Source organism: Burkholderia sp. 22313, assembly GCF_052045245.1.
Taxonomy (GTDB): Bacteria; Pseudomonadota; Gammaproteobacteria; order Burkholderiales; family Burkholderiaceae; genus Burkholderia.
Genome location: NZ_JBQEON010000004.1, coordinates 108,511 through 129,212, shown reverse-complemented (window position 1 = coordinate 129,212; position 20,702 = coordinate 108,511). Strand labels below are relative to the sequence as shown.

Here is a 20,702-nt window from a genome sequence, read left to right as displayed (position 1 = left end):
GCCACGTCACTGGAGTCGATCATGCCGTATCAGCACATCAAGGTTCCGGAAGGCGGTGAAAAGATCACCGTCAACAAGGACTTCTCGCTCAACGTTTCCGATCAGCCGATCATTCCCTATATCGAAGGCGACGGTACGGGCTTCGATATCACGCCGGTCATGATCAAGGTCGTCGACGCGGCGGTCGCGCAGGCGTACAAGGGCAAGCGCAAGATCCACTGGATGGAGATCTTCGCGGGCGAGAAGGCGACGAAGGTGTATGGTCCGGACGTGTGGCTGCCGGACGAAACGCTGCAGGTGCTGAAGGAATACGTGGTGTCGATCAAGGGGCCGCTCACGACCCCGGTCGGCGGCGGCATCCGTTCGCTGAACGTCGCGCTGCGCCAGGAACTCGACCTGTACGTGTGCCTGCGCCCGGTCCAGTATTTCAAGGGCGTGCCGTCGCCGGTGCGCGAGCCGCAAAAGATCGACATGGTGATCTTCCGCGAGAACTCGGAAGACATCTACGCGGGCATCGAATGGGCCGCGGGCTCCGAGCAGGCGAAGAAGGTCATCAAGTTCCTGCAGGACGAGATGGGCGTGAAGAAGATCCGCTTTCCGGAAACTTCGGGGATCGGCGTGAAGCCCGTGTCGACCGAAGGCACCGAGCGGCTCGTGCGCAAGGCGATCCAGTACGCGATCGACAACGATCGCAAGTCGGTCACGCTGGTGCACAAGGGCAACATCATGAAGTTCACGGAAGGTCTGTTCCGTGACGCCGGCTACGCACTTGCGCAGAAGGAATTCGGCGGCGAGCTGATCGACGGCGGCCCGTGGATGCGCGTGAAGAACCCGAAGACGGGCAACGAGATCGTCATCAAGGATTCGATCGCCGACGCGTTCCTGCAGCAGATCCTGCTGCGTCCGGCCGAATACGACGTGATCGCGACGCTGAACCTGAACGGCGACTATATCTCCGACGCACTGGCCGCGCAGGTCGGCGGCATCGGGATCGCGCCGGGCGCGAACCTGTCGGATTCGGTCGCGATGTTCGAGGCGACCCACGGCACGGCGCCGAAGTACGCGGGCAAGGACTACGTGAACCCGGGTTCCGAGATCCTGTCGGCGGAAATGATGCTGCGCCACCTCGGCTGGACGGAAGCGGCCGACACGATCATCGCCGCGATGGAAAAGTCGATCCTGCAGAAGCGCGTCACGTACGATTTCGCGCGCCTGATGGAAGGGGCGACGCAGGTGTCGTGCTCCGGCTTCGGCGAAGTGCTGATCGAGAACATGTAAGTCCCCTTCCGGGGTAGGCCGGCCGCGCGCCGGCCGCTCCGGCGCCTGCTGCCGGCGCCGGGGCGTTTCGTGAATGGCAGGTTTGTTGGCAGGGCGGTCCGGCATGCGGGCCGCGGCGCCGCGATGCGGCCCGGATGCCCTGCAAGGTAGAACATGACGGCCCTCGCAACACCACCGCCCGGCTGAGCCGGCGCGCCCCTTTCGCGACCGACCCGGTCGCTCCCCGCCGGTTACCCGCCGGCGTTCTTCAGCCCGAATTTTTCACGTAGCAACGCATCGACCATGTCCACTTCGCCCAAGATCATCTATACCCTCACCGACGAAGCGCCCGCGCTCGCGACCTACTCGCTGCTGCCGATCGTCAAGGCCTTCACGCGCTCGTCCGGCGTTGCCGTCGAAACGCGCGACATCTCGCTCGCCGGCCGCATCATCGCGGCATTCGCCGACGTCCTGCCGTCCGAACAGAAGGGTGCCGACGATCTGGCCGAGCTGGGCCAGCTCACGCTGAAGCCGGAAGCGAACATCATCAAGCTGCCGAACATCAGCGCCTCGGTGCCGCAGCTGAAGGCCGCGATCGCCGAACTGCAGGCGCAGGGCTACACGCTGCCGGCGTATCCGGAAGATCCGTCGACCGACGAGGAAAAGGCCGTCAAGGCCCGCTACGACAAGATCAAGGGCAGCGCGGTGAACCCGGTGCTGCGCGAAGGCAACTCCGACCGTCGCGCGCCGCTGTCGGTCAAGAACTACGCCCGCAAGCATCCGCACAAGATGGGCGCCTGGAAGGCCACGTCGAAGGCGCACGTCGCGCACATGAGCGAAGGCGACTTCTACGGCAGCGAGAAGTCGGCGCTGATCGCCGATGCCGGCAGCGTGAAGATCGAACTCACGACGGCCGACGGCGTGAAGAAGGTGCTGAAGGAAAAGACGGCCGTGAAGGCCGGTGAAGTGATCGACGCATCGGTGATGAGCCGCAAGGCGCTGCGCAGTTTCATCGAAGCGCAGATCGCCGACGCGAAGGCGCAGGACGTGCTGTTCTCGGTGCACCTGAAGGCGACCATGATGAAGGTCTCCGACCCGATCCTGTTCGGTCATTTCGTGTCGGTGTTCTACAGCGACGCCCTCGCGAAGCATGCGGACGTGCTGGCGCAGGCCGGCTTCAACCCGAACAACGGGATCGGCGACCTGTACGCGCGCCTGAAGGACCTGCCGGCCGACACGCGCGAAGCGATCGAAGCCGACATCAAGGCCGAGTACGCGGTGCGCCCGCGCCTCGCGATGGTCAACTCGGACAAGGGCATCACGAACCTGCACGTGCCGAGCGACGTGATCGTCGACGCATCGATGCCGGCGATGATCCGCGATTCGGGCGGCATGTGGGGCCCGGACGGCGCTCTGTACGACGCGAAGGCCGTGATTCCGGATCGCTGCTACGCGGGCGTGTACCAGGCCGTGATCGAGGACTGCAAGCAGCACGGCGCATTCGACCCGGTCACGATGGGCAGCGTGCCGAACGTCGGCCTGATGGCGCAGGCGGCTGAAGAATACGGTTCGCACGACAAGACGTTCCTGATCCCGGCCGACGGCGTCGTGCGCGTCACCGACGAAGCCGGCAACGTGCTGCTCGAGCACGCGGTCGAGTCGGGCGACATCTGGCGCATGTGCCAGACCAAGGACGCACCGGTGCAGGACTGGGTCAAGCTCGCGGTGAATCGCGCGCGCGCCACCGGCGCCCCCGCCGTGTTCTGGCTCGACCCGGCACGTGCGCACGACGCGCAGATCATCGCGAAGGTCGAACGCTACCTGAAGGACCACGACACGAACGGCCTCGACATCCGCGTCATGACGCCGGTCGACGCGACCCGTTTCTCGCTCGAGCGCATCCGCGCGGGCAAGGACACGATCTCGGTCACGGGCAACGTGCTGCGCGACTACCTGACCGACCTGTTCCCGATCATGGAACTCGGCACCAGCGCGAAGATGCTGTCGATCGTGCCGCTGATGGCCGGCGGCGGGATGTTCGAAACGGGAGCGGGCGGTTCGGCACCGAAGCACGTGCAGCAGTTCGTCGAGGAAGGCTTTCTGCGCTGGGATTCGCTGGGTGAGTTCCTCGCGCTGGCCGCGTCGCTCGAACACCTCGGCAACGCCTACCAGAACCCCAAGGCGCTCGTGCTCGCGAAGACGCTCGACCAGGCGACCGGCAAGTTCCTGGACGAGAACAAGTCTCCCGCCCGCAAGGTCGGCGGCCTCGACAACCGCGGCAGCCACTTCTACCTTTGCCTGTACTGGGCGCAGGCGCTGGCCGAGCAGACCGAGGACGCCGCGCTGAAGGCGCAGTTCGAAGGCGTCGCGAAGTCGCTGTCCGACAGCGAAGCGCGCATCCTGGAAGAACTGTCGGCCGCGCAGGGCAACGCGCAGGCGATCGGCGGCTACTACCGTCCGAACGTCGAGCTGACCGGCAAGGCGATGCGCCCGAGCGCAACGCTGAACGGCATCATCGACGCAGTCGCCTGACGCCGCCGGCCGCGCTAACGCGCGCGCCGCAGCCACGGCCACGGCGACAGCCGACGCGGCGGGCCTCGCGGCTCGCCGTTGCGCCGAACATGAAAACGCCCCGGTCGCCCGGGGCGTTTTTCGTTGCAGGCGTGCCATTCAGACGTGAACGATTTCCCATTCGGCGATTTCGTCCGGCACTTCGAGCGTGGCCGTGTCCAGTTCGGACGGCTGTTCGCAGTCGCCGCGGGAGATGTGGTCGGCCGCGACTTCCGGGCACGAGAACGCGCCGAGCAGGGCGTTGCCGAACGTCGCTTCCCAGCCGCCGTTTGCCGGCAGGATGTAGAACGACCCGAGCGCTGAACCAAAGCGAAATCCCTTCATTTCCGTTCTCCCTTTCTGATCACAAGCGATTCTGGTGTGCCGCCCGCCGGCGTATCCGGCTGTGGCCCGACGGGTTGCTTGCGCCGGGTTCCGAATCGAACGTCGTGGCGAAGCGTCAGTGCATGGGACAAAGTCTACGTCCGCGGCCGCGCCCGATGGTGCGCGTAGAACGGTTTCTCGGTAGAAATTTTATCCTTTAAAAACAAGGTGATATTTGCATCGTTTTGTATTGCGGAACGATTTTTGGCATCGCGAAACAGGGAATTGGTGCTTTGCACCACGAATTTTTATAACGCAGAGACTCTTTCCACATCGTGAAAAATCGGCGGATTCAGGTTCGGCCGACGCGCGACATGCCCATCGCGGGGTGAGCGGCGAGTGGAAATGGCGTCGATCGGGCGTGGCGAAAGAGGGTGACGCCCGGCGTCGACCGGCCCGGATGGCACAAGGGAGCGGGGCGCCGAGGCGTCGCGCGATGGTCGAAAACGCGGCACGCACCACGTGAACCGCCGGATCCGCCGGCACACTGCGGCGTATCGACGCTTGCGCGGCGCCGCGGCGTTTTGCCCGGGGGCTGCGGTTATGATGACGCGGGCATCAGGTTTCGCGTCGCGCACGGGCGCTTCCCGTGCCGGCTGGCGCGGATGTCGCGACGGCCGCGCGACGCAGCACAAATAACGAGGATCGATTGATGATACGGAGAACCTTCCTGTCGCGCGCCATCGGTGTCGCGGCCGCATCGCTGTTTGCGCGCACCGCCTGGGCGCAGCATGCCGGTCACGCGGGCATGGCCGGCATGGATCAGATGGACGACATGCCGGGGATGTCGGGCATGTCCGGGATGGCGGGCCACGCACAGCACGCGAAGCCGGCGCCAGCCGTGCTCGCGGCCGCGGATGCGCTGCCGGCCGGCGCGCCGCTCGCGTCGCTGCGCACGCTCGCGAACGAAAGCCGCGAGGCCGGCACGTTCCGCGCGACGCTGGTCGCGCAACCGATCGCGCGTCCGCTGCTGCAGGGTGCGCGTCCGACGACGTTCTGGCAGTTCGGCACGGGCACGCAGGGGCCGGTCGTCGGTCCGCTGATCGACGTGCGCGAAGGCGACACGGTCGAAATCCGCTTCGTCAACAAATTGCCGCAACCGTCGACGATCCACTGGCACGGCCTGCCGGTGCCACCCGACCAGGATGGCAATCCGTCCGATCCCGTTGCGCCGGGCGCGTCGCGCGTGTACCGCTTCACGCTGCCGAAGGGGAGCGCCGGCACCTACTGGTATCACCCGCATCCGCACATGATGACGGCCGAGCAGGTGTTTCGCGGGCTGGCTGGCCCGTTCGTCGTGCGCGCCGCCGACGATCCGCTCTCGGGCTGGCCGGAGCGCAACCTGTTCGTGTCGGACCTGAAGCTTGCGCGCGACGGCACGATCCCGCCGAACGACATGATGGACTGGATGAACGGCCGTGAAGGGCAGTTCGTGTTGGTCAACGGTGCGCGCCGGCCGCGGATCGACGTCGCGGGCGACGAGCGCTGGCGCGTGTGGAATGCGTGCAGCGCGCGCTACCTGCGCGTGGCGTTCGACGACGGCCGCGCGTTCGAGCACGCCGGCACCGACGGCGGGCTGTTCGACGCGCCGCGCCGCGTGACGTCGCTGCTGCTCGCGCCGGGCGAGCGCGCGGAGCTGCTGGTGCGCGCGGGCGACCGCGCGTCACGTGCGGTGCTGCAGGCGGCCGAATACGACCGCCGCAAGATGGCGATGTCGCACGACGGCGGCCACGGCAGCCTGCCGCCGGACGCGGCGCTGCCGCTGGCCGACGTCACTTTCGCGCCCGCCGCCGCCCGTGCGTTGCCGGCGACGCTGCGCACGGTGCCCGCGCTCGGCGAGCCGGTCGCGCACAAGGAGGTCGCGTTCGGCGAGGAGATGGACATGGACGCGATGATGAAAGGCCCGGCGCATGGCCGCCCGGCCGGGATGCGCTTCACGATCAACGGCGCGACCTACGCGCCGCACCGCGCGACGCTGACGAGCCGCCGCGGCGACGTCGAGCGCTGGGCGATCCGCAACACGACCGACATGGATCACCCGTTCCATTTGCACGGCACGCAATTCCAGGTGATCGAGCGCGCATCGGGCGGCACGCGCACGAACGAGCCGTTCCGCGCGTGGCGCGATACCGTGAACGTGCGGAGCGGCGAGACCGTGACGATCGCGGTGATGCAAGACATGCCCGGCGAGCGCATGTTTCACTGCCATATTCTCGAACACGAGGATCTCGGCATGATGGGCACGCTGAAGGTCGTGTAACGGGCATCGAATAATGTTTCACGCGTATGAACGGTATTCGATCTGCGCGGGCAACAAGACAATGCGTGTTCAATTATCGGGATTGAACGAAAAGGCCGGCCAATCGAATTAACGACTGGCCGGCCTCAAAAAAAAGAAACCCGGCGTAATGCCGGGTTTCTTCGTCTGATATCCGGTGCCTTTATGCGGCCTGGATGTTCGACGCTTGCTTGCCCTTCGGGCCTTGAACGACGTCAAAGCTCACCTTCTGGCCTTCCTTCAGCGTCTTGAAGCCATTCATGGTGATAGCCGAGAAGTGCGCAAACAGATCCTCACCGCCCTCGTCGGGAGTGATGAAACCGAAGCCCTTCGCGTCGTTGAACCACTTAACGATACCAGTTGCCATTTCCTACTTCCCCTGTCACACAGTCGCTGCTACTTACCACGAGCACGCTCGAAAAGCTAAACGACCTGAAAATGCAGCCGTCCCCCCCTCACAAGCTCACCTTCGGCCTCTTTCATTTCACCGGCTGGCGAATTGAAAAAAGTGCCAGCTTGATTGTTGGCGCTCTTTATTTGGGTGTCAAGAGGAATTTTTAGAGGGTTGGAGCGACGTTGTAAAGAACCCATTTTCAGGGTTTTTCCGGCTTTGCTGTGCAGCATGCCGCCAAGCGCGCGGACTTGAAAAGTCGCATAATCGGCGCATATACCAGGCTCGAGTGACACGCGATCGAGTCGTCCCGGCTTGTGGGATACTGGATGCGGATGCGACGGTCCGGGCCAGTGACCCCCTGACGGTTCGTGTTCCGCGCCACGCGTGAAAGCCGGCACCGCAGCCGGCTTTCGTATGGCGCGAAGACGATCGCGTGTCGTCGGGAACCAGGGAGGGCGCCGGCCGGTCGGTCGGGTAATGGCAGGATTGCGGGCCTGTCCGAGTTGTTTAGAATGGGTGTATGGCGATTATCCCGGACAAGCAGGACAGCACCGTCCTGGAACGCAAGCAGCAGAAGCTCAAGCCGCCTTCGATGTACAAGGTGGTGCTGCTGAACGACGACTTCACGCCGATGGAGTTCGTCGTGATGGTCGTACAGGAGTATTTCAAGAAGGATCGCGAGACGGCCACGCAGATCATGCTGAAGGTCCATCGCGAAGGGCGAGGGGTTTGTGGGGTCTATACGCGGGACATCGCGTCGACCAAGGTTGAGCAAGTCGTTACCCATGCGCGGCAGGCCGGGCATCCGCTGCAGTGCGTGATGGAGGAAGCATGATTGCCCAGGAATTGGAAGTCAGCCTGCACATGGCGTTCATGGAAGCACGCCAGGCGCGCCATGAGTTCATTACGGTCGAGCATCTGCTGCTGGCCCTGCTGGATAATCCGACGGCAGCCGAGGTGTTGCGCGCATGTGCGGCCAACATCGAGGACTTGCGTCAGAACCTGCGCAATTTCATCCACGACAACACCCCTACCGTCCCGGGCACCGACGATGTCGATACCCAGCCGACGCTCGGTTTCCAGCGCGTGATCCAGCGCGCGATCATGCACGTCCAGTCGACGTCGAACGGCAAGAAGGAAGTCACCGGCGCGAACGTGCTGGTCGCGATCTTCGGCGAAAAGGATTCGCACGCCGTCTATTACCTGCAGCAGCAGGGCGTCACCCGCCTGGACGTCGTGAACTTCATTTCGCACGGCATCGCGAAGACGAACGGCGGCGAAGCCGCGAAGTCGACCGACGCGAGCGCGGAAAGCGAAGACGCGAATGCGCAGAAGGAAACCCCGCTCGCGCAGTTCACGCAGAACCTGAACCAGATGGCGAAGGACGGCCGCATCGATCCGCTGATCGGGCGCGAGCCGGAGGTCGAACGCGTCGTGCAGGTGCTGTGCCGCCGCCGCAAGAACAATCCGCTGCTCGTCGGTGAAGCCGGGGTCGGCAAGACCGCGATCGCGGAAGGGCTCGCGTATCGCATCACGCGCGGCGAAGTGCCGGACATCCTCGCGAACGCGCAGGTGTATTCGCTCGACATGGGCGCGCTGCTCGCGGGCACCAAGTATCGCGGCGACTTCGAGCAGCGTCTGAAGACGGTGCTGAAGGAGCTGAAGGAGCGTCCGCACGCGATCCTGTTCATCGACGAGATTCACACGCTGATCGGCGCGGGCGCCGCATCGGGCGGCACGCTCGACGCATCGAACCTGCTGAAGCCGGCGCTGTCGTCGGGCACGCTCAAGTGCATCGGCGCGACCACGTTCACCGAATATCGCGGCATCTTCGAGAAGGATGCGGCGCTGTCGCGGCGCTTCCAGAAGGTCGACGTGACGGAGCCGACCGTCGAGCAGACGATCGCGATCCTGCGCGGGCTGAAGTCGCGCTTCGAGGAACATCACGGCGTCAAGTATTCGTCGGGTGCCCTGTCGGCCGCGGCCGAACTGTCGGCGCGCTTCATCACCGACCGTCACCTGCCGGACAAGGCGATCGACGTGATCGACGAAGCGGGCGCCGCGCAGCGCATCCTGCCGAAGTCGAAGCAGAAGAAGACGATCGGCAAGAGCGAGATCGAGGAAATCATCTCGAAGATCGCGCGCGTGCCGGCGCAGAGCGTGTCGCAGGACGATCGCAGCAAGCTGCAGACGCTCGATCGCGACCTGAAGAGCGTTGTGTTCGGCCAGGATCCCGCGATCGACGCGCTCGCCGCATCGATCAAGATGGCGCGCGCGGGCCTCGGCAAGATGGACAAGCCGATCGGCGCGTTCCTGTTCTCCGGCCCGACGGGCGTCGGCAAGACCGAAGTGGCGCGCCAGCTCGCGTTCACGCTCGGCATCGAGCTGATCCGCTTCGACATGTCGGAATACATGGAGCGTCACGCGGTGAGCCGCCTGATCGGCGCGCCGCCGGGCTACGTCGGGTTCGACCAGGGAGGGTTGCTGACCGAAGCCGTCACGAAGAAGCCGCATTGCGTGCTGCTGCTCGACGAAATCGAGAAGGCGCATCCGGACATCTTCAACGTGCTGCTGCAGGTGATGGACCACGGCACGCTGACGGACAACAACGGCCGCAAGGCGGATTTCCGCAACGTCATCATCATCATGACGACGAACGCGGGCGCCGAGTCGATGCAGAAGGCGACGATCGGCTTCACGACGCGCCGCGAGACCGGCGACGAGATGACCGACATCAAGCGCCTGTTCACGCCGGAGTTCCGTAACCGCCTGGATTCGATCATCAGCTTCCGCTCGCTCGATGAGGAAATCATCATGCGCGTGGTCGACAAGTTCCTGATCCAGCTCGAGGAGCAGCTGCACGAGAAGAAGGTCGACGCGCTCTTTACCGACGCGCTGCGCAAGCATCTCGCGAAGCACGGCTTCGACCCGCTGATGGGCGCGCGGCCGATGCAGCGGCTGATCCAGGACACGATCCGTCGCGCGCTGGCCGACGAGCTGCTGTTCGGCAAGCTCGTGAACGGCGGTCATGTGACGGTCGACGTCGACGAAAGCGACAAGGTGCAGTTGTCGTTCGACAAGCTGGCGAATCCGCCGCACAAGCCGAATGAAGAGACGGTCGAAGTCGACTAAGCGATAATTCGTTGTTCATGCGAACGGCGCGGGAAGTCCTCCGCGCCGTTTCGTTTTATCCGGCGCCGGCGGCGCGATGGTGGGGCAGGGGAGTGGTAACGCAGTGACACAACAACAACGGTCGTTCGACACCATCGTCGCGCGCGAACAAGGGTTGCGCCATGCGCTGACGTCGGGGCAGATGGCAATGATCGCGATCGGCGGCGCGATCGGCACGGGGCTGTTCCTGGGCAGCGGCTTCGCGATCGGGCTCGCGGGCCCGAGCGTGCTCGTTTCGTATGCGATCGGCGCGCTGATCGCGCTGCTGCTGATGGGCGCGCTCGCGGAAATGACGGTCGCGCATCCGACGGCCGGGTCGTTCGGCGCGTATGCCGAGCACTACGTCGGCCCGCTCGCGGGTTTTCTCGTGCGCTATGCATACTGGTTCGCGGTCGTGTTCGCGATCGGCACCGAGATCAGCGCGATCGCCGTCTTCATGAAGTACTGGTTTCCGGCCGTGCCCGGCTGGTACTGGGTGATCGGGTTCTCCGCGCTGCTGATCGCGGTGAACCTCGCGAGCGTCACGCTGTACGGGACGGTCGAATACGCGTTCTCGCTGCTGAAGATCGCGGCGATCGTCGTGTTCATCGTGCTCGGCGCCTATCTCGTGTGGTCGGCCCCGGCGGCGTCGGGCATCGGCTTCGCGAACTACACCGCGCACGGCGGCTTCATGCCGAAAGGGCCGTGGGGCACCTGGGTCGCGGTGATCGTCGCGATCTTCAGCTACATGAGCATCGAGGCGGTCGCGATCGCGGCTGGCGAGGCGCGCGATCCGCAGCACGCGGTCACGCGCGCATTCCGCTCGACGGTGTTCCGGCTCGTGCTGTTCTACCTGCTGACGCTGTCGCTGATGCTTGCAATCGTGCCCTGGACGCAGGCCGGCACCGACGAAAGCCCGTTCGTGAAGGTGATGGCCGCGACCCACGTGCCGTATGCGGCCGGCGTGATCAACTTCGTGCTGCTGATCGCGGCGCTCTCCGCGATGAACAGCCAGCTGTACGTGACGACGCGCATGATGTTCAGCCTGTCGCGCGCGCGGCTCGCGCCCGCCGTGTTCGGTCGGCTCGGCGCCAACGGCGTGCCGCGGGCGGCGCTGTGGATCTCGACCAGCGGTGTCGCGGTCGCGGCCGTGCTGGTCGCGCTGTCGCCCGACACCGCGTTCACCGTGATGATGGCGATCGCGATGTTCGGCGCGCTGTTCACGTGGATGATGATCTTCGTCACGCATCTGCGCTTTCGCGCGCGGTACAGCGGCCCGGCGCTCGCGTTCCGGATGTGGGGACACCCGTTCGGTAGCCTGCTGGGTGCCGGGCTCGTCGGCGCGATCCTGCTGACGACCGCGTTCACGCGCGAGTTCCGGATGACGATGGTGGTCGGTGTCGTGTTCGTCGTGTTGCTGACGCTCGCGTACGCGCTGCACTATCGGCACCAGCACGCGCGTTGACGCGTGCCGTGACGGCGCTAAGGTTCCGTTAAGCCGGCGGCGGCTATATTCGAACCTGTCCGCGATCCGGGCTGGCGCACGCCAGCCCGACGCTATCTGCACAAGGGGTTCGAATGAACAAACTTCCCGAAATCACGCTCGCGTTCTGGATCATGAAGATCTGCGCGACGACGCTCGGCGAGACCGGCGGCGACCTGCTGTCGATGACGCTGAACGTCGGCTACGCGGCGAGCTCGATCCTGCTGTTCGGTTTCTTTCTTGTCACGCTCGGTGCACAGCTCCGGACGACCGGCTATCGCCCGGCGATCTACTGGGCCGTGATCGTCGCGACCAGCACCGCGGGCACGACGATGTCCGATTTCATGGATCGCACGCTCGGCCTCGGCTACGCGGCCGGCTCGTCGATCCTCGTCGCGATCCTGCTGGCGATCTTCGCGGTGTGGCGCCTGAGCGGCGAATCGCTGTCGGTCGACCTGATCCGCACGCGCAAGGTCGAGCTGCTGTACTGGATCGCGATCCTGTTCTCGAACACGCTCGGCACCGCGCTCGGCGATTTCCTCGCGGACAGCTCGGGCCTCGGCTTTGGCGGCGGCGCGCTGCTGATCGGCGGGCTGCTCGCGGCGATCGTGCTCGCGCACTACTTCACGCGCCTGTCCGGCGTGCTGCTGTTCTGGGCGGCGTTCGTGCTCACGCGTCCGTTCGGGGCGACGGTCGGCGACCTGCTGACGAAACCGGTCGCGAAGGGCGGACTTGCGCTCGGCACGGTCGGCTCGTCGGCCGTGCTGCTCGGGGTGCTGGTCGCGATGGTGATCTACGCGAGCATCGCGCACGCGCGGCGACGCGAGCTGGCACCCGCGCGGATCGCGCAGACGGCCGATCAGTGAGCGAAATCGGACGGAAACGAAAAAAGGGGCCGCGTGGCCCCTTTTCTTCATTGCGCCGTTCAGTGACGCCCGGTGCTGCCGAAGCCGCCATCGCCGCGATCGCTTTGCGCGAAGTCGCCGACGATGTTGAACTGCGCCTGCACGACCGGCACGATCACGAGCTGCGCGAGCCGCTCGAACGGGTTCAGCACGAACTCGGTCTGGCCACGGTTCCACGTCGATACCATCAGCTGGCCCTGGTAGTCGGAATCGATCAGGCCGACCAGGTTGCCGAGCACGATCCCGTGCTTGTGGCCGAGGCCCGAGCGCGGCAGGATCAGCGCCGCGTAGCCGGGGTCGGCGAGGTGGATCGCGAGGCCCGTCGGCACCAGCGTCGTTTCGCCCGGCTGCAGCGTGACGGGCGCGTCGAGGCACGCGCGCAGGTCGAGGCCCGCGCTGCCGGTGGTCGCGTAGGCAGGCAGGTAGTCGCGCATGCGCGCGTCGAGAATCTTCAGGTCGAGTTTCATGCGGTCGTCGAATCGGTCGGGAAGGGCGCGGCGGCGCGTGCCGCCGCGCAAGGGATCAGATCAGGCGGTTGTCGGGCAGGCGCTTCGCGATTTCGGCGACGAGCGCGTGCGCGAGTTCGTCCTTCGGTGCGCGCGGCAGGCGCGTGAGGCCGGCCGCCTCGAACAGCACGACTTCGTTGTCGTCGCGGCCGAACGTCTGCGGGCCGAGGTTGCCGACCAGCAGTGGCACGTTCTTGCGCTTGCGCTTCTCGTCGCCATGCACGTCGAGGTCGCCGCTCTCGGCGGCGAAACCGACGCAGAACGGCGGATCGGGCAATGCCGCGACCGACGCGAGGATGTCGGGGTTCTCGACGAACGCGAGCGCCGGCATCTTGCGATCGGCCGTCTTCTTCATCTTGTGCTCGGCCGGCTGCTCGACGCGCCAGTCGGCGACCGCGGCCACCGCGATGAAGATGTCGGCGTCGGACACCGCGTGCATCACCGCGTCGTACATCTGCTGCGCGGTCTGCACATCCTGACGGTACACGCCCCACGGCGTGTCGAGCGCGACCGGCCCGGCGACGAGATGCACGTCGGCGCCGGCGTGCTGCGCGGCGCGCGCGAGCGCGAAGCCCATCTTGCCGCTCGAGCGGTTCGTGAGGCCGCGCACCGGATCGAGCGGCTCGAACGTCGGGCCGGCCGTGATCAGCACGCGACGATGCGCGAGCACCTTCGGCGCGAAGTGCGCGACGATCGCTTCATGGATCGCCTCGGGTTCGAGCATGCGGCCGTCGCCGACTTCGCCGCAGGCTTGCGCGCCCGAATCGGGGCCGAGCACCGACACGCCGTCAGCGCGCAGTTGCGCGGCATTGCGTTGCGTGGCCGGGTTCTGCCACATCTGGCGGTTCATCGCGGGCACGACGAGCAGCGGGCAGTCGCGCGCGACGCACAACGTCGACAGCAGGTCGTCCGCGAACCCGTGCGCGAGCTTCGCGAGGAAATCCGTCGACGCGGGCGCGATCACGATCGCGTCGGCTTCGCGCGACAGGTCGATGTGCGCCATGTTGTTGTCGATGCGTGCGTCCCACTGGCTCGTGTAGACGGGCCGGCCGGACAGCGCCTGCATCGTGACGGGCGTGATGAACTGCGTGGCGGCGTCGGTCATCACGATCTGCACGGTCGCGCCGGCCTTCGTGAGCAGCCGCGTGAGCTCGGCGATCTTGTAGCAGGCGATGCCGCCGGTCAGGCCGAGAACGAGGTGTTTTCCTGCGAGTTCTGCGTGTGCCAACTCAGGCCTCCAAGGGTCAAACGGAACGGCCGGCGCGAAGCCGGCCGTCGACGCCGAGTATGCGCGCTCAGCGCGAGCCGCGCACGCGACGCAGTTCGTCGTAGATCAGCAGCACCGCACCGACCGTGATCGCGGAATCGGCGAGGTTGAACGCCGGGAAGTGCCAGGCGCCGAGGTGGAAATCGAGAAAGTCGATCACGTGGCCGTAGAGCAGCCGATCGATCACGTTGCCGAGTGCGCCGCCGAGGATCAGCGAGAGCGACAGGCTGAACAGCCGCTGCTGGCCGTGGCGGCGCAGCAGGAAGCAGATCACGAGCGTCGCGCCGATGCCGAGCGCGGTGAACGCCCAGCGCTGCCAGCCGCTCGCGGCCGACAGGAAGCCGAACGCGGCGCCGCGGTTGTACACCAGCACGAGGTTGAAGAACGACGTCAGCGCATGCTGCGCGCCGTACGCGAACGTTTTCTGGATCGCGATCTTCGACAGCTGATCGAACAGGATCACGATCAGCGAAATGCCGAGCCAGGGCCCGAGCGCGCCGCTGGCCGGTTTCGACAGGGTTTTCGCCATGGTCAGGCAGCGCTCCGGATTTCGCCGTTTTCAAACAGGTTCGAGAAGCAGCGGCCGCACAGCGTCGGATGATCGGCGTGCGCGCCGACGTCCTCGCGGTAGTGCCAGCAGCGTTCGCACTTCTGGTACTTCGACGCGGCCACGTCGACGCTTTCCTGGGCTTCGTCGTCGACCTTCACGACCGTCGCCGCCGACGTGATCAGCACGAACTTCAGGTCTTCGCCGAGGCTCGTGAGCGCGTCGTAGCGGGCGCCGCTCGCATGCACGGCCACTTCGGCCTGCAGCGACGAACCGATGCGGTTCGCGGTGCGCGCTTCCTCGAGCGCCTTCGTCACGTTGCCGCGCACGTCGCGCAGCAGTGCCCACTTCTCGATCAGCGCGGCCGAGCCGGCGACTTCCGGATACGCATAGTACGTTTCCGTGAACACGGTGTCGCTGGCCGGCTGGAACACCTTCCACGCTTCTTCCGCGGTGAACGACAGGAACGGCGCGAGCACGCGCAGCAGGCCGTGCGTCAGGTGGTACAGCGCGGTTTGCGCGGAGCGGCGCGCGCGCGAATCGGCCGCGCTCGTGTACAGGCGGTCCTTCAGCACGTCGAGGTAGAAGCCGCCGAGGTCTTCCGAGCAGTACGTCTGCAGCTTCGCGACGACCGGGTGGAATTCGTACTTCTCGTAATAGCCGAGCAGTTCCGTCTGCAGTTGCGCGGAGAACGCGACCGCGTAACGGTCGATCTCGAGCCATTCTTCCACCGGCACCGCGTGCTGTGCGAAGTCGAAGTCCGACAGGTTCGCGAGCAGGAAGCGCAGCGTGTTGCGGATGCGGCGATAGCCTTCCGTCACGCGCTTCAGGATTTCCTCGGAGATCGCGAGCTCGCCCGAATAGTCGGTCGACGCGATCCACAGGCGGATGATTTCCGCGCCGAGGCGGTTCGCGACTTCATGCGGATCGACGCCGTTGCCGAGCGACTTGCTCATCTTGCGGCCTTCGCCGTCGACCGTGAAGCCGTGCGTGAGCAGGCCCTTGTACGGCGCGCGGCCGTCGATCATCGATGCGGTCAACAGCGACGAGTGGAACCAGCCGCGGTGCTGGTCCGAGCCTTCGAGGTACAGGTCGGCCGGGAACTGCAGCTGATCCTTGTGCGAACCGCGCAGCACGTGCCAGTGCGTCGTGCCCGAGTCGAACCACACGTCGAGCGTGTCGCGGTTCTTCTCGTACATGTTTGCATCGTCGCCGAGCAGTTCGCGCGGATCGAGCGACTGCCACGCCTCGATGCCCGACTGCTCGACGCGCTTCGCGACTTCCTCGAGCAGCTCGAGCGTGCGCGGGTGCAGCTCGCCGGTTTCCTTGTGCACGAAGAACGCCATCGGCACGCCCCACTGGCGCTGGCGCGACAGCGTCCAGTCGGGGCGGTTCGCGATCATGCTGAACAGGCGCTGCTTGCCCCAGGACGGGTAGAACGCGGTCGCGTCGACGCCTTCGAGCGCCGTTTCGCGCAGCGTCTTGCTGCCGTCGCGCGGCGTCACGTCCATGCCGGCGAACCACTGCGACGTTGCACGGTAGATGATCGGCGTCTTGTGGCGCCAGCAGTGCATGTAGCTGTGCGTGTACTTCTCGCTGCGCAGCAGCGAGCCGGCCGCGTTCAGTGCGTCGACGATCTTCGGGTTCGCGTCCCAGATCGACAGGCCGCCGAACAGCGGCAGCGATTCGATGTAGCGGCCGTCGCCCATCACCGGGTTGATGAAGTCCGAATCGGTCATCCCGTGCGCCTTGCACGACATGAAGTCTTCGATACCGTACGCGGGCGACGAGTGCACGACGCCGGTACCGGTGTCGGTCGTCACGTAGTCGCCGAGGTAGACGGGCGCGGTGCGCTTGTAGCCGGGGTGGGCCGACGCGAGCGGATGGTGGAAGCGCAGGTTCGCGAGCTTCACGCCCGGCGCGGTCGCGACGACGCGGCCGGTCAGCTTGAAGTCGGTCATGCAGGCTTCGACGCGTTCTTCCGCGATGATCAGCAGCCCGCGCTCGGTGTCGACCAGCGCGTAGACGATTTCCGGATGGAGGTTCAGCGCCTGGTTGGCGGGGATCGTCCACGGCGTGGTGGTCCAGATCACGATGCCGCCCTCGGCGCGCGGCAGCGCCGGCAGGCCGAATGCCTGCGCGGTCTTTTCCGGTTCCGCGAACGCGAACATCACGTCGATCGTCGGGTCGGTGCGGTCCTTGTACTCGACTTCCGCCTCGGCGAGCGCCGAGCCGCAGTCGAAGCACCAGTTCACCGGCTTCAGCCCGCGATACACGTAGCCCTTCTCGATGATCTTGCCGAGCGCGCGGAGTTCTTCCGCCTCGTTGACGAAGTTCATCGTCTTGTACGGGTTCGCCCAGTCGCCGAGCACGCCGAGACGCTTGAAGCCGACCTTCTGCTTTTCGATCTGCTCGGTCGCGTACGCGCGCGCCTTGCTCATCACGTCGGCCGCCGGCAGCGACTTGCCGAACTGCTTCTCGATCTGGATCTCGATCGGCATCCCGTGGCAATCCCAGCCCGGTACGTACGGCGCGTCGAAGCCGGCCATGTTGCGCGACTTGACGACGATGTCCTTCAGGATCTTGTTGACCGCGTGACCGAGGTGGATGTCGCCGTTCGCGTACGGGGGGCCGTCGTGCAGGATGAACTTCGGCCGGCCCTTGCTGGCCGCGCGGATCTTCTCGTAGATGCCGCGCTCTTCCCACTCCTTGACCCACTGCGGCTCGCGCTTGGGCAGGTCGCCGCGCATCGGGAACGGCGTGTCGAGCAGGTTGACCGGATACTTGGCCTGCGGTTTCGAATCGGCTTTCTTGTTGCTCATGATGGGATCGCTATCTAAATCGGGGGACGCTCGTGCGTCGTGAATCGGGGATGCGCGCGTGTCGGCGGCGCAAGGGCGCGGCGCGCGGCGCCGCCGGCCGGATCAGCTAATTCGGTCGGTCGCCGACGTCGAGAAGCCGGTCGCGCTGCTGCCCGGCGCACGATCGCGCTCGACGAAGTACGCGCGCGCATTCGCGACGTCCAGCGCGATCGCGCGCGACAGCGCCTCGAGATCGTCGAACTTCGCTTCGTCGCGCAGCTTCTTCAGGAATTCGACGCGGATCAGCTTGCCGTACGCATCGCCGTGCCAGTCGAGCAGGTGGACTTCGAGCAGCACGCGGCCGGAATCGTCGACGGTCGGGCGCAGCCCGAGGCTCGCGACACCCGGCAGCGGGGCGGGGCCGAGGCCGTGCACCTGCACGACGAAGATGCCCGCGAGCGCCGGCCGCTTGTGCGCGATCGGCAGGTTCAGGGTCGGGAAGCCGAGGTCGCGGCCGAGCTTCAGCCCGTGCGCGACGTGGCCGCTGATCGCGTAGCCGTGGCCGAGCGCTTGCGCGGCCGCGTCGAGATTGCCGGCGGCGAGCGCGGCGCGCACGCCCGAGCTGGAGATGCGCGTGCCGTCGCTGCCGGCGACCGTGCCCATTTGCTCGACCTCGAAACCGTATTGCTCGCCGGCCGCCTTCAGCGTGTCGAAGGTGCCCGCGCGCTTCGCGCCGTAGCAGAAATCGTCGCCGACCATCATCCAGCGCGTGTGCAGCCCGCCGACCAGCGTGCGTTCGACGAACGCCTGCGGCGACTGGCTCGCGAACGTGTGGTTGAAGTGCTCGACGACGACGCGGTCGACCCCGTGGTCGCGCAGCGCTTCCAGCTTGTCGCGCAGCATCGCGATGCGCGGCGGCGCGCCGGCCGGGTTGAAGAATTCGCGCGGGTGCGGCTCGAAGGTCATCACGCACACGGGCAGGCCGCGCGCGTCCGCTGCCGCGCGCACGCGCGCGAGCAGGGCCTGGTGGCCGCGATGGACACCGTCGAAGTTGCCGATCGTCAGCGCGCACGGCGCGCGGCTCTCGGCGTTGGGCAGGCCGCGGAAGACTTTCACGATAGCGGATGCAGCGTCGGGGAATGGGCGGTGGGATGCCGCAAAGCAGAAGATTATAAACGTTCGGGCGGCCGGGCGGCCGAGAAGGAGGGAAACGCGGGGGCGAATGGTAAAATTCGCGGATGAAAAAACTCGTGATCCTGATTTCCGGTCGCGGCAGCAACATGGAGGCCATCGTCCGCGCGTGCGCGCAGGAGCGCTGGCCGGCCGAGGTCGCTGCCGTGATCGCCAACCGGCCCGATGCGGCCGGCCTGGCTTTTGCCGCGTCGCACGGTGTGGCGACGGCGGTGGTCGACCATCGTTCGTTCGACGGCCGCGACAGCTTCGATGCGGCGCTCGCCGCCGAAATCGACCGTTTCGCACCCGATCTCGTCGTGCTCGCCGGCTTCATGCGCATCCTGACGCCCGATTTCGTCAGACGATATGAGGGCCGGCTGCTGAACATCCATCCGTCGCTGTTGCCGAGCTTCAAGGGCATTCATACGCACCAGCAGGCGCTGGATGCCGGCGTTGCGCTGCATGGCGCGAGCGTGCATTTCGTGATTCCCGAGCTCGACAGCGGCGCGATCGTCGCGCAGGGCGCGGTGCCGGTGCGCGCGGGCGACGATGCGGCCGCGCTCGCGCAACGCGTGCTGACGGTCGAGCATGTGCTGTATCCGCGTGCGGTGCGCTGGTTCGTCGAGGGGCGCCTGCGCCTCGAGAACGGGCGGGCAGTGGTGGCGCCGGAAGCGGCGCGCTGGATTTTCGCGGATCAACCGCATACCGAAACGAGCGAGGGCGTATGAAGCTGCACGGATTCCTGATTGGCCAGACCGAGACCTTGCTGGCCGAGGTGCTGAAGTTCGCCGGCCCCGCCGACGCGACGACGAGCCGGTTCTTCCGCGCGCACCCGAAGCTCGGGCATGCCGAGCGCGGCGTGATCGCCGAGGCGGTGTTCGCGGTGCTGCGCCGGAAGATGGAATTTGCGCACCTGGCCGAGAGCGGCACGGGCAGCCCCGCGCGGCGCCTCACGCTGCTGGGCCTGATGCAGACGCTCGGCCGCAACGCGCTGAAGCCGTTCGTTTCCGCCACCGAGGCCGCGTGGCTCGAGCACGTGTCGAAGATTGACCCGGCGAGCCTGCCGGTGCGCGTGCGCACGAACCTGCCGGACTGGATCTACCAGGCGCTGTCGGCCCGGTTCGACGCCGACGAGCTCGGGCAGCTCGCCGCCGCGCTGAACTACCCGGCGCCGCTCGACCTGCGCGCCAATGCGCAGAAGGCGACGCGCGACCAGGTGATCGACGCGCTGCGCGCGAACGGCATCGACGCGGGCGCAACGCCGTTCGCGCCGCAGGGCGTGCGCGTCGTCGGCAAGCCGGCGCTGACGCGCCTGAAGCTGTTCGAGGAAGGCCAGATCGAGGTGCAGGACGAAGGCAGCCAGCTGCTGTGTTCGCTGGTCGCGCCGCGCCGCGGCGAGATGGTCGTCGATTTCTGCGCGGGCGCCGGCGGCAAGACGCTCGCGCTCGGCGCGATGATGCGCTCGACCGGGCGCCTCTATGCGTTCGACGTGTCGGAAAAGCGCCTCACGAAGCTGAAGCCGCGCCTCGCGCGCAGCGGGCTGTCGAACGTGAACCCGGTGCTGATCGACAGCGAGCACGACGCGAAGATCAAGCGGCTCGCCGGCAAGATCGACCGCGTGCTGGTCGACGCGCCGTGCAGCGGCCTCGGCACGCTGCGCCGCAATCCCGACCTGAAGTGGCGTCAGACGCGCACGTCGATCGAGGAGCTCACGCCGAAGCAGGCGTCGATCCTCGCGAGCGCCGCGCGTCTCGTGAAGAAGGGCGGCCGGCTCGTGTACGCGACCTGCAGCGTGCTCCACGCGGAGAACGAGGCGATCGTCGAGCAGTTCCTGGCCGACCATCCGGACTTCGTGCTGGTCCCCGCGCAGAAGGTGCTGGCTGACCAGCGCATCGAACTCGAGACCGGCGACTACCTGTCGCTGTGGCCGCACCGCCATGCCACCGACGGCTTCTTCGCCGCGGTGCTCGAACGGCGCGCCGCGCAGTAACGGCAGGGCGCACGGAC

17 protein-coding genes are annotated in these 20,702 nt (G+C 66.4%); 9 read left to right on the top strand and 8 right to left on the bottom strand.

All coding sequences use genetic code 11. The features are described from left to right. Positions 1 to 21 precede the first annotated feature (21 nt). Together icd and ACTJKF_RS05425 are read left to right on the top strand one after the other, a co-directional pair. Positions 22 to 1,278: an NADP-dependent isocitrate dehydrogenase gene (gene icd, locus ACTJKF_RS05430; protein WP_440622538.1), complete on the top strand. Its 1,257-nt coding sequence runs from the start codon at positions 22 to 24 to the stop codon at positions 1,276 to 1,278. Positions 1,279 to 1,560: 282 nt separating this feature from the next. Beyond that, entirely contained in the window at positions 1,561 to 3,789 is a 2,229-nt protein-coding gene (locus ACTJKF_RS05425) for an NADP-dependent isocitrate dehydrogenase (protein ID WP_440622537.1), read from the top strand. 138 nt (positions 3,790 to 3,927) lie between these two features. Here the strand turns inward: ACTJKF_RS05425 and ACTJKF_RS05420 are convergent, their stop codons facing one another. Next, positions 3,928 to 4,152: a hypothetical protein gene (locus tag ACTJKF_RS05420; RefSeq protein ID WP_175872780.1), complete on the bottom strand. Its 225-nt coding sequence runs from the start codon at positions 4,150 to 4,152 to the stop codon at positions 3,928 to 3,930. A gap of 691 nt (positions 4,153 to 4,843) precedes the next feature. On the opposite strand from ACTJKF_RS05420, the gene ACTJKF_RS05415 reads away from it, so the two are divergent. Next, positions 4,844 to 6,451 carry a multicopper oxidase family protein gene (locus ACTJKF_RS05415; RefSeq protein WP_440622536.1) on the top strand — a complete coding sequence of 536 codons (1,608 nt, stop codon included), beginning with the start codon at positions 4,844 to 4,846 and terminating at the stop codon, positions 6,449 to 6,451. A 181-nt stretch (positions 6,452 to 6,632) separates the two neighbouring features. Here the strand turns inward: ACTJKF_RS05415 and ACTJKF_RS05410 are convergent, their stop codons facing one another. Further along, positions 6,633 to 6,836, bottom strand: a complete 204-nt coding sequence (locus tag ACTJKF_RS05410) for a cold-shock protein (protein ID WP_006478030.1) — start codon at positions 6,834 to 6,836, stop codon at positions 6,633 to 6,635. 56 nt (positions 6,837 to 6,892) lie between these two features. Then, a complete protein-coding gene (locus ACTJKF_RS05405) occupies positions 6,893 to 7,156 on the bottom strand; it encodes a hypothetical protein (protein ID WP_440622535.1) in 264 nt (87 codons plus the stop codon). A gap of 227 nt (positions 7,157 to 7,383) precedes the next feature. On the opposite strand from ACTJKF_RS05405, the gene clpS reads away from it, so the two are divergent. From clpS to ACTJKF_RS05385, 4 genes are all read left to right on the top strand, one after another. After that, positions 7,384 to 7,698: an ATP-dependent Clp protease adapter ClpS gene (gene clpS / locus ACTJKF_RS05400; protein WP_006398529.1), complete on the top strand. Its 315-nt coding sequence runs from the start codon at positions 7,384 to 7,386 to the stop codon at positions 7,696 to 7,698. Further along, positions 7,695 to 9,995, top strand: a complete 2,301-nt coding sequence (clpA, locus tag ACTJKF_RS05395) for an ATP-dependent Clp protease ATP-binding subunit ClpA (protein ID WP_440622534.1) — start codon at positions 7,695 to 7,697, stop codon at positions 9,993 to 9,995. Before clpS ends, clpA begins: the two co-directional genes overlap by 4 nt. Positions 9,996 to 10,098: 103 nt before the next feature. Then, positions 10,099 to 11,478, top strand: coding sequence for an amino acid permease (locus ACTJKF_RS05390; protein ID WP_440622533.1), 1,380 nt, complete (start codon positions 10,099 to 10,101; stop codon positions 11,476 to 11,478). A gap of 113 nt (positions 11,479 to 11,591) precedes the next feature. Beyond that, the gene (locus ACTJKF_RS05385) at positions 11,592 to 12,362 is read left to right on the top strand and encodes a COG4705 family protein (protein ID WP_440622532.1); all 771 of its coding nucleotides are present in this window, start codon (positions 11,592 to 11,594) and stop codon (positions 12,360 to 12,362) included. 59 nt (positions 12,363 to 12,421) lie between these two features. On the opposite strand, the gene dut is transcribed toward ACTJKF_RS05385, so the two are convergent. The 5 genes from dut to ACTJKF_RS05360 form a co-directional block, all read right to left on the bottom strand. Next, positions 12,422 to 12,868, bottom strand: a complete 447-nt coding sequence (gene dut / locus ACTJKF_RS05380; protein ID WP_440622531.1) for a dUTP diphosphatase — start codon at positions 12,866 to 12,868, stop codon at positions 12,422 to 12,424. A gap of 55 nt (positions 12,869 to 12,923) precedes the next feature. After that, entirely contained in the window at positions 12,924 to 14,135 is a 1,212-nt protein-coding gene (coaBC, locus tag ACTJKF_RS05375) for a bifunctional phosphopantothenoylcysteine decarboxylase/phosphopantothenate--cysteine ligase CoaBC (RefSeq protein WP_440622530.1), read from the bottom strand. 67 nt (positions 14,136 to 14,202) lie between these two features. Continuing rightward, a complete protein-coding gene (lspA, locus tag ACTJKF_RS05370; RefSeq protein WP_440622529.1) occupies positions 14,203 to 14,703 on the bottom strand; it encodes a signal peptidase II in 501 nt (166 codons plus the stop codon). A 2-nt stretch (positions 14,704 to 14,705) separates the two neighbouring features. After that, positions 14,706 to 17,543 carry an isoleucine--tRNA ligase gene (ileS, locus tag ACTJKF_RS05365; RefSeq protein WP_440622528.1) on the bottom strand — a complete coding sequence of 946 codons (2,838 nt, stop codon included), beginning with the start codon at positions 17,541 to 17,543 and terminating at the stop codon, positions 14,706 to 14,708. A gap of 102 nt (positions 17,544 to 17,645) precedes the next feature. Then, a complete protein-coding gene (locus tag ACTJKF_RS05360; protein ID WP_440622527.1) occupies positions 17,646 to 18,638 on the bottom strand; it encodes a bifunctional riboflavin kinase/FAD synthetase in 993 nt (330 codons plus the stop codon). Positions 18,639 to 18,760: 122 nt separating this feature from the next. Here ACTJKF_RS05360 and purN point away from each other — a divergent pair, with 122 nt between their 5' ends. Both purN and ACTJKF_RS05350 read left to right on the top strand, forming a co-directional pair. Further along, a complete protein-coding gene (gene purN / locus ACTJKF_RS05355) occupies positions 18,761 to 19,423 on the top strand; it encodes a phosphoribosylglycinamide formyltransferase (RefSeq protein WP_440622526.1) in 663 nt (220 codons plus the stop codon). Beyond that, positions 19,420 to 20,685, top strand: coding sequence for an RsmB/NOP family class I SAM-dependent RNA methyltransferase (locus tag ACTJKF_RS05350; RefSeq protein ID WP_440622525.1), 1,266 nt, complete (start codon positions 19,420 to 19,422; stop codon positions 20,683 to 20,685). Before purN ends, ACTJKF_RS05350 begins: the two co-directional genes overlap by 4 nt. Positions 20,686 to 20,702 lie beyond the last annotated feature (17 nt).

Coding starts and splice junctions, on each gene's coding strand:
- icd (WP_440622538.1), top strand. CDS start 22: ATGCCGTATCAGCACATCAAGGTTCCGGAAGGCGGTGAAAAGATCACC.
- ACTJKF_RS05425 (WP_440622537.1), top strand. CDS start 1,561: ATGTCCACTTCGCCCAAGATCATCTATACCCTCACCGACGAAGCGCCC.
- ACTJKF_RS05420 (WP_175872780.1), bottom strand. CDS start 4,152: ATGAAGGGATTTCGCTTTGGTTCAGCGCTCGGGTCGTTCTACATCCTG.
- ACTJKF_RS05415 (WP_440622536.1), top strand. CDS start 4,844: ATGATACGGAGAACCTTCCTGTCGCGCGCCATCGGTGTCGCGGCCGCA.
- ACTJKF_RS05410 (WP_006478030.1), bottom strand. CDS start 6,836: ATGGCAACTGGTATCGTTAAGTGGTTCAACGACGCGAAGGGCTTCGGT.
- clpS (WP_006398529.1), top strand. CDS start 7,384: ATGGCGATTATCCCGGACAAGCAGGACAGCACCGTCCTGGAACGCAAG.
- clpA (WP_440622534.1), top strand. CDS start 7,695: ATGATTGCCCAGGAATTGGAAGTCAGCCTGCACATGGCGTTCATGGAA.
- ACTJKF_RS05385 (WP_440622532.1), top strand. CDS start 11,592: ATGAACAAACTTCCCGAAATCACGCTCGCGTTCTGGATCATGAAGATC.
- dut (WP_440622531.1), bottom strand. CDS start 12,868: ATGAAACTCGACCTGAAGATTCTCGACGCGCGCATGCGCGACTACCTG.
- lspA (WP_440622529.1), bottom strand. CDS start 14,703: ATGGCGAAAACCCTGTCGAAACCGGCCAGCGGCGCGCTCGGGCCCTGG.
- ileS (WP_440622528.1), bottom strand. CDS start 17,543: ATGAGCAACAAGAAAGCCGATTCGAAACCGCAGGCCAAGTATCCGGTC.
- purN (WP_440622526.1), top strand. CDS start 18,761: ATGAAAAAACTCGTGATCCTGATTTCCGGTCGCGGCAGCAACATGGAG.
- ACTJKF_RS05350 (WP_440622525.1), top strand. CDS start 19,420: ATGAAGCTGCACGGATTCCTGATTGGCCAGACCGAGACCTTGCTGGCC.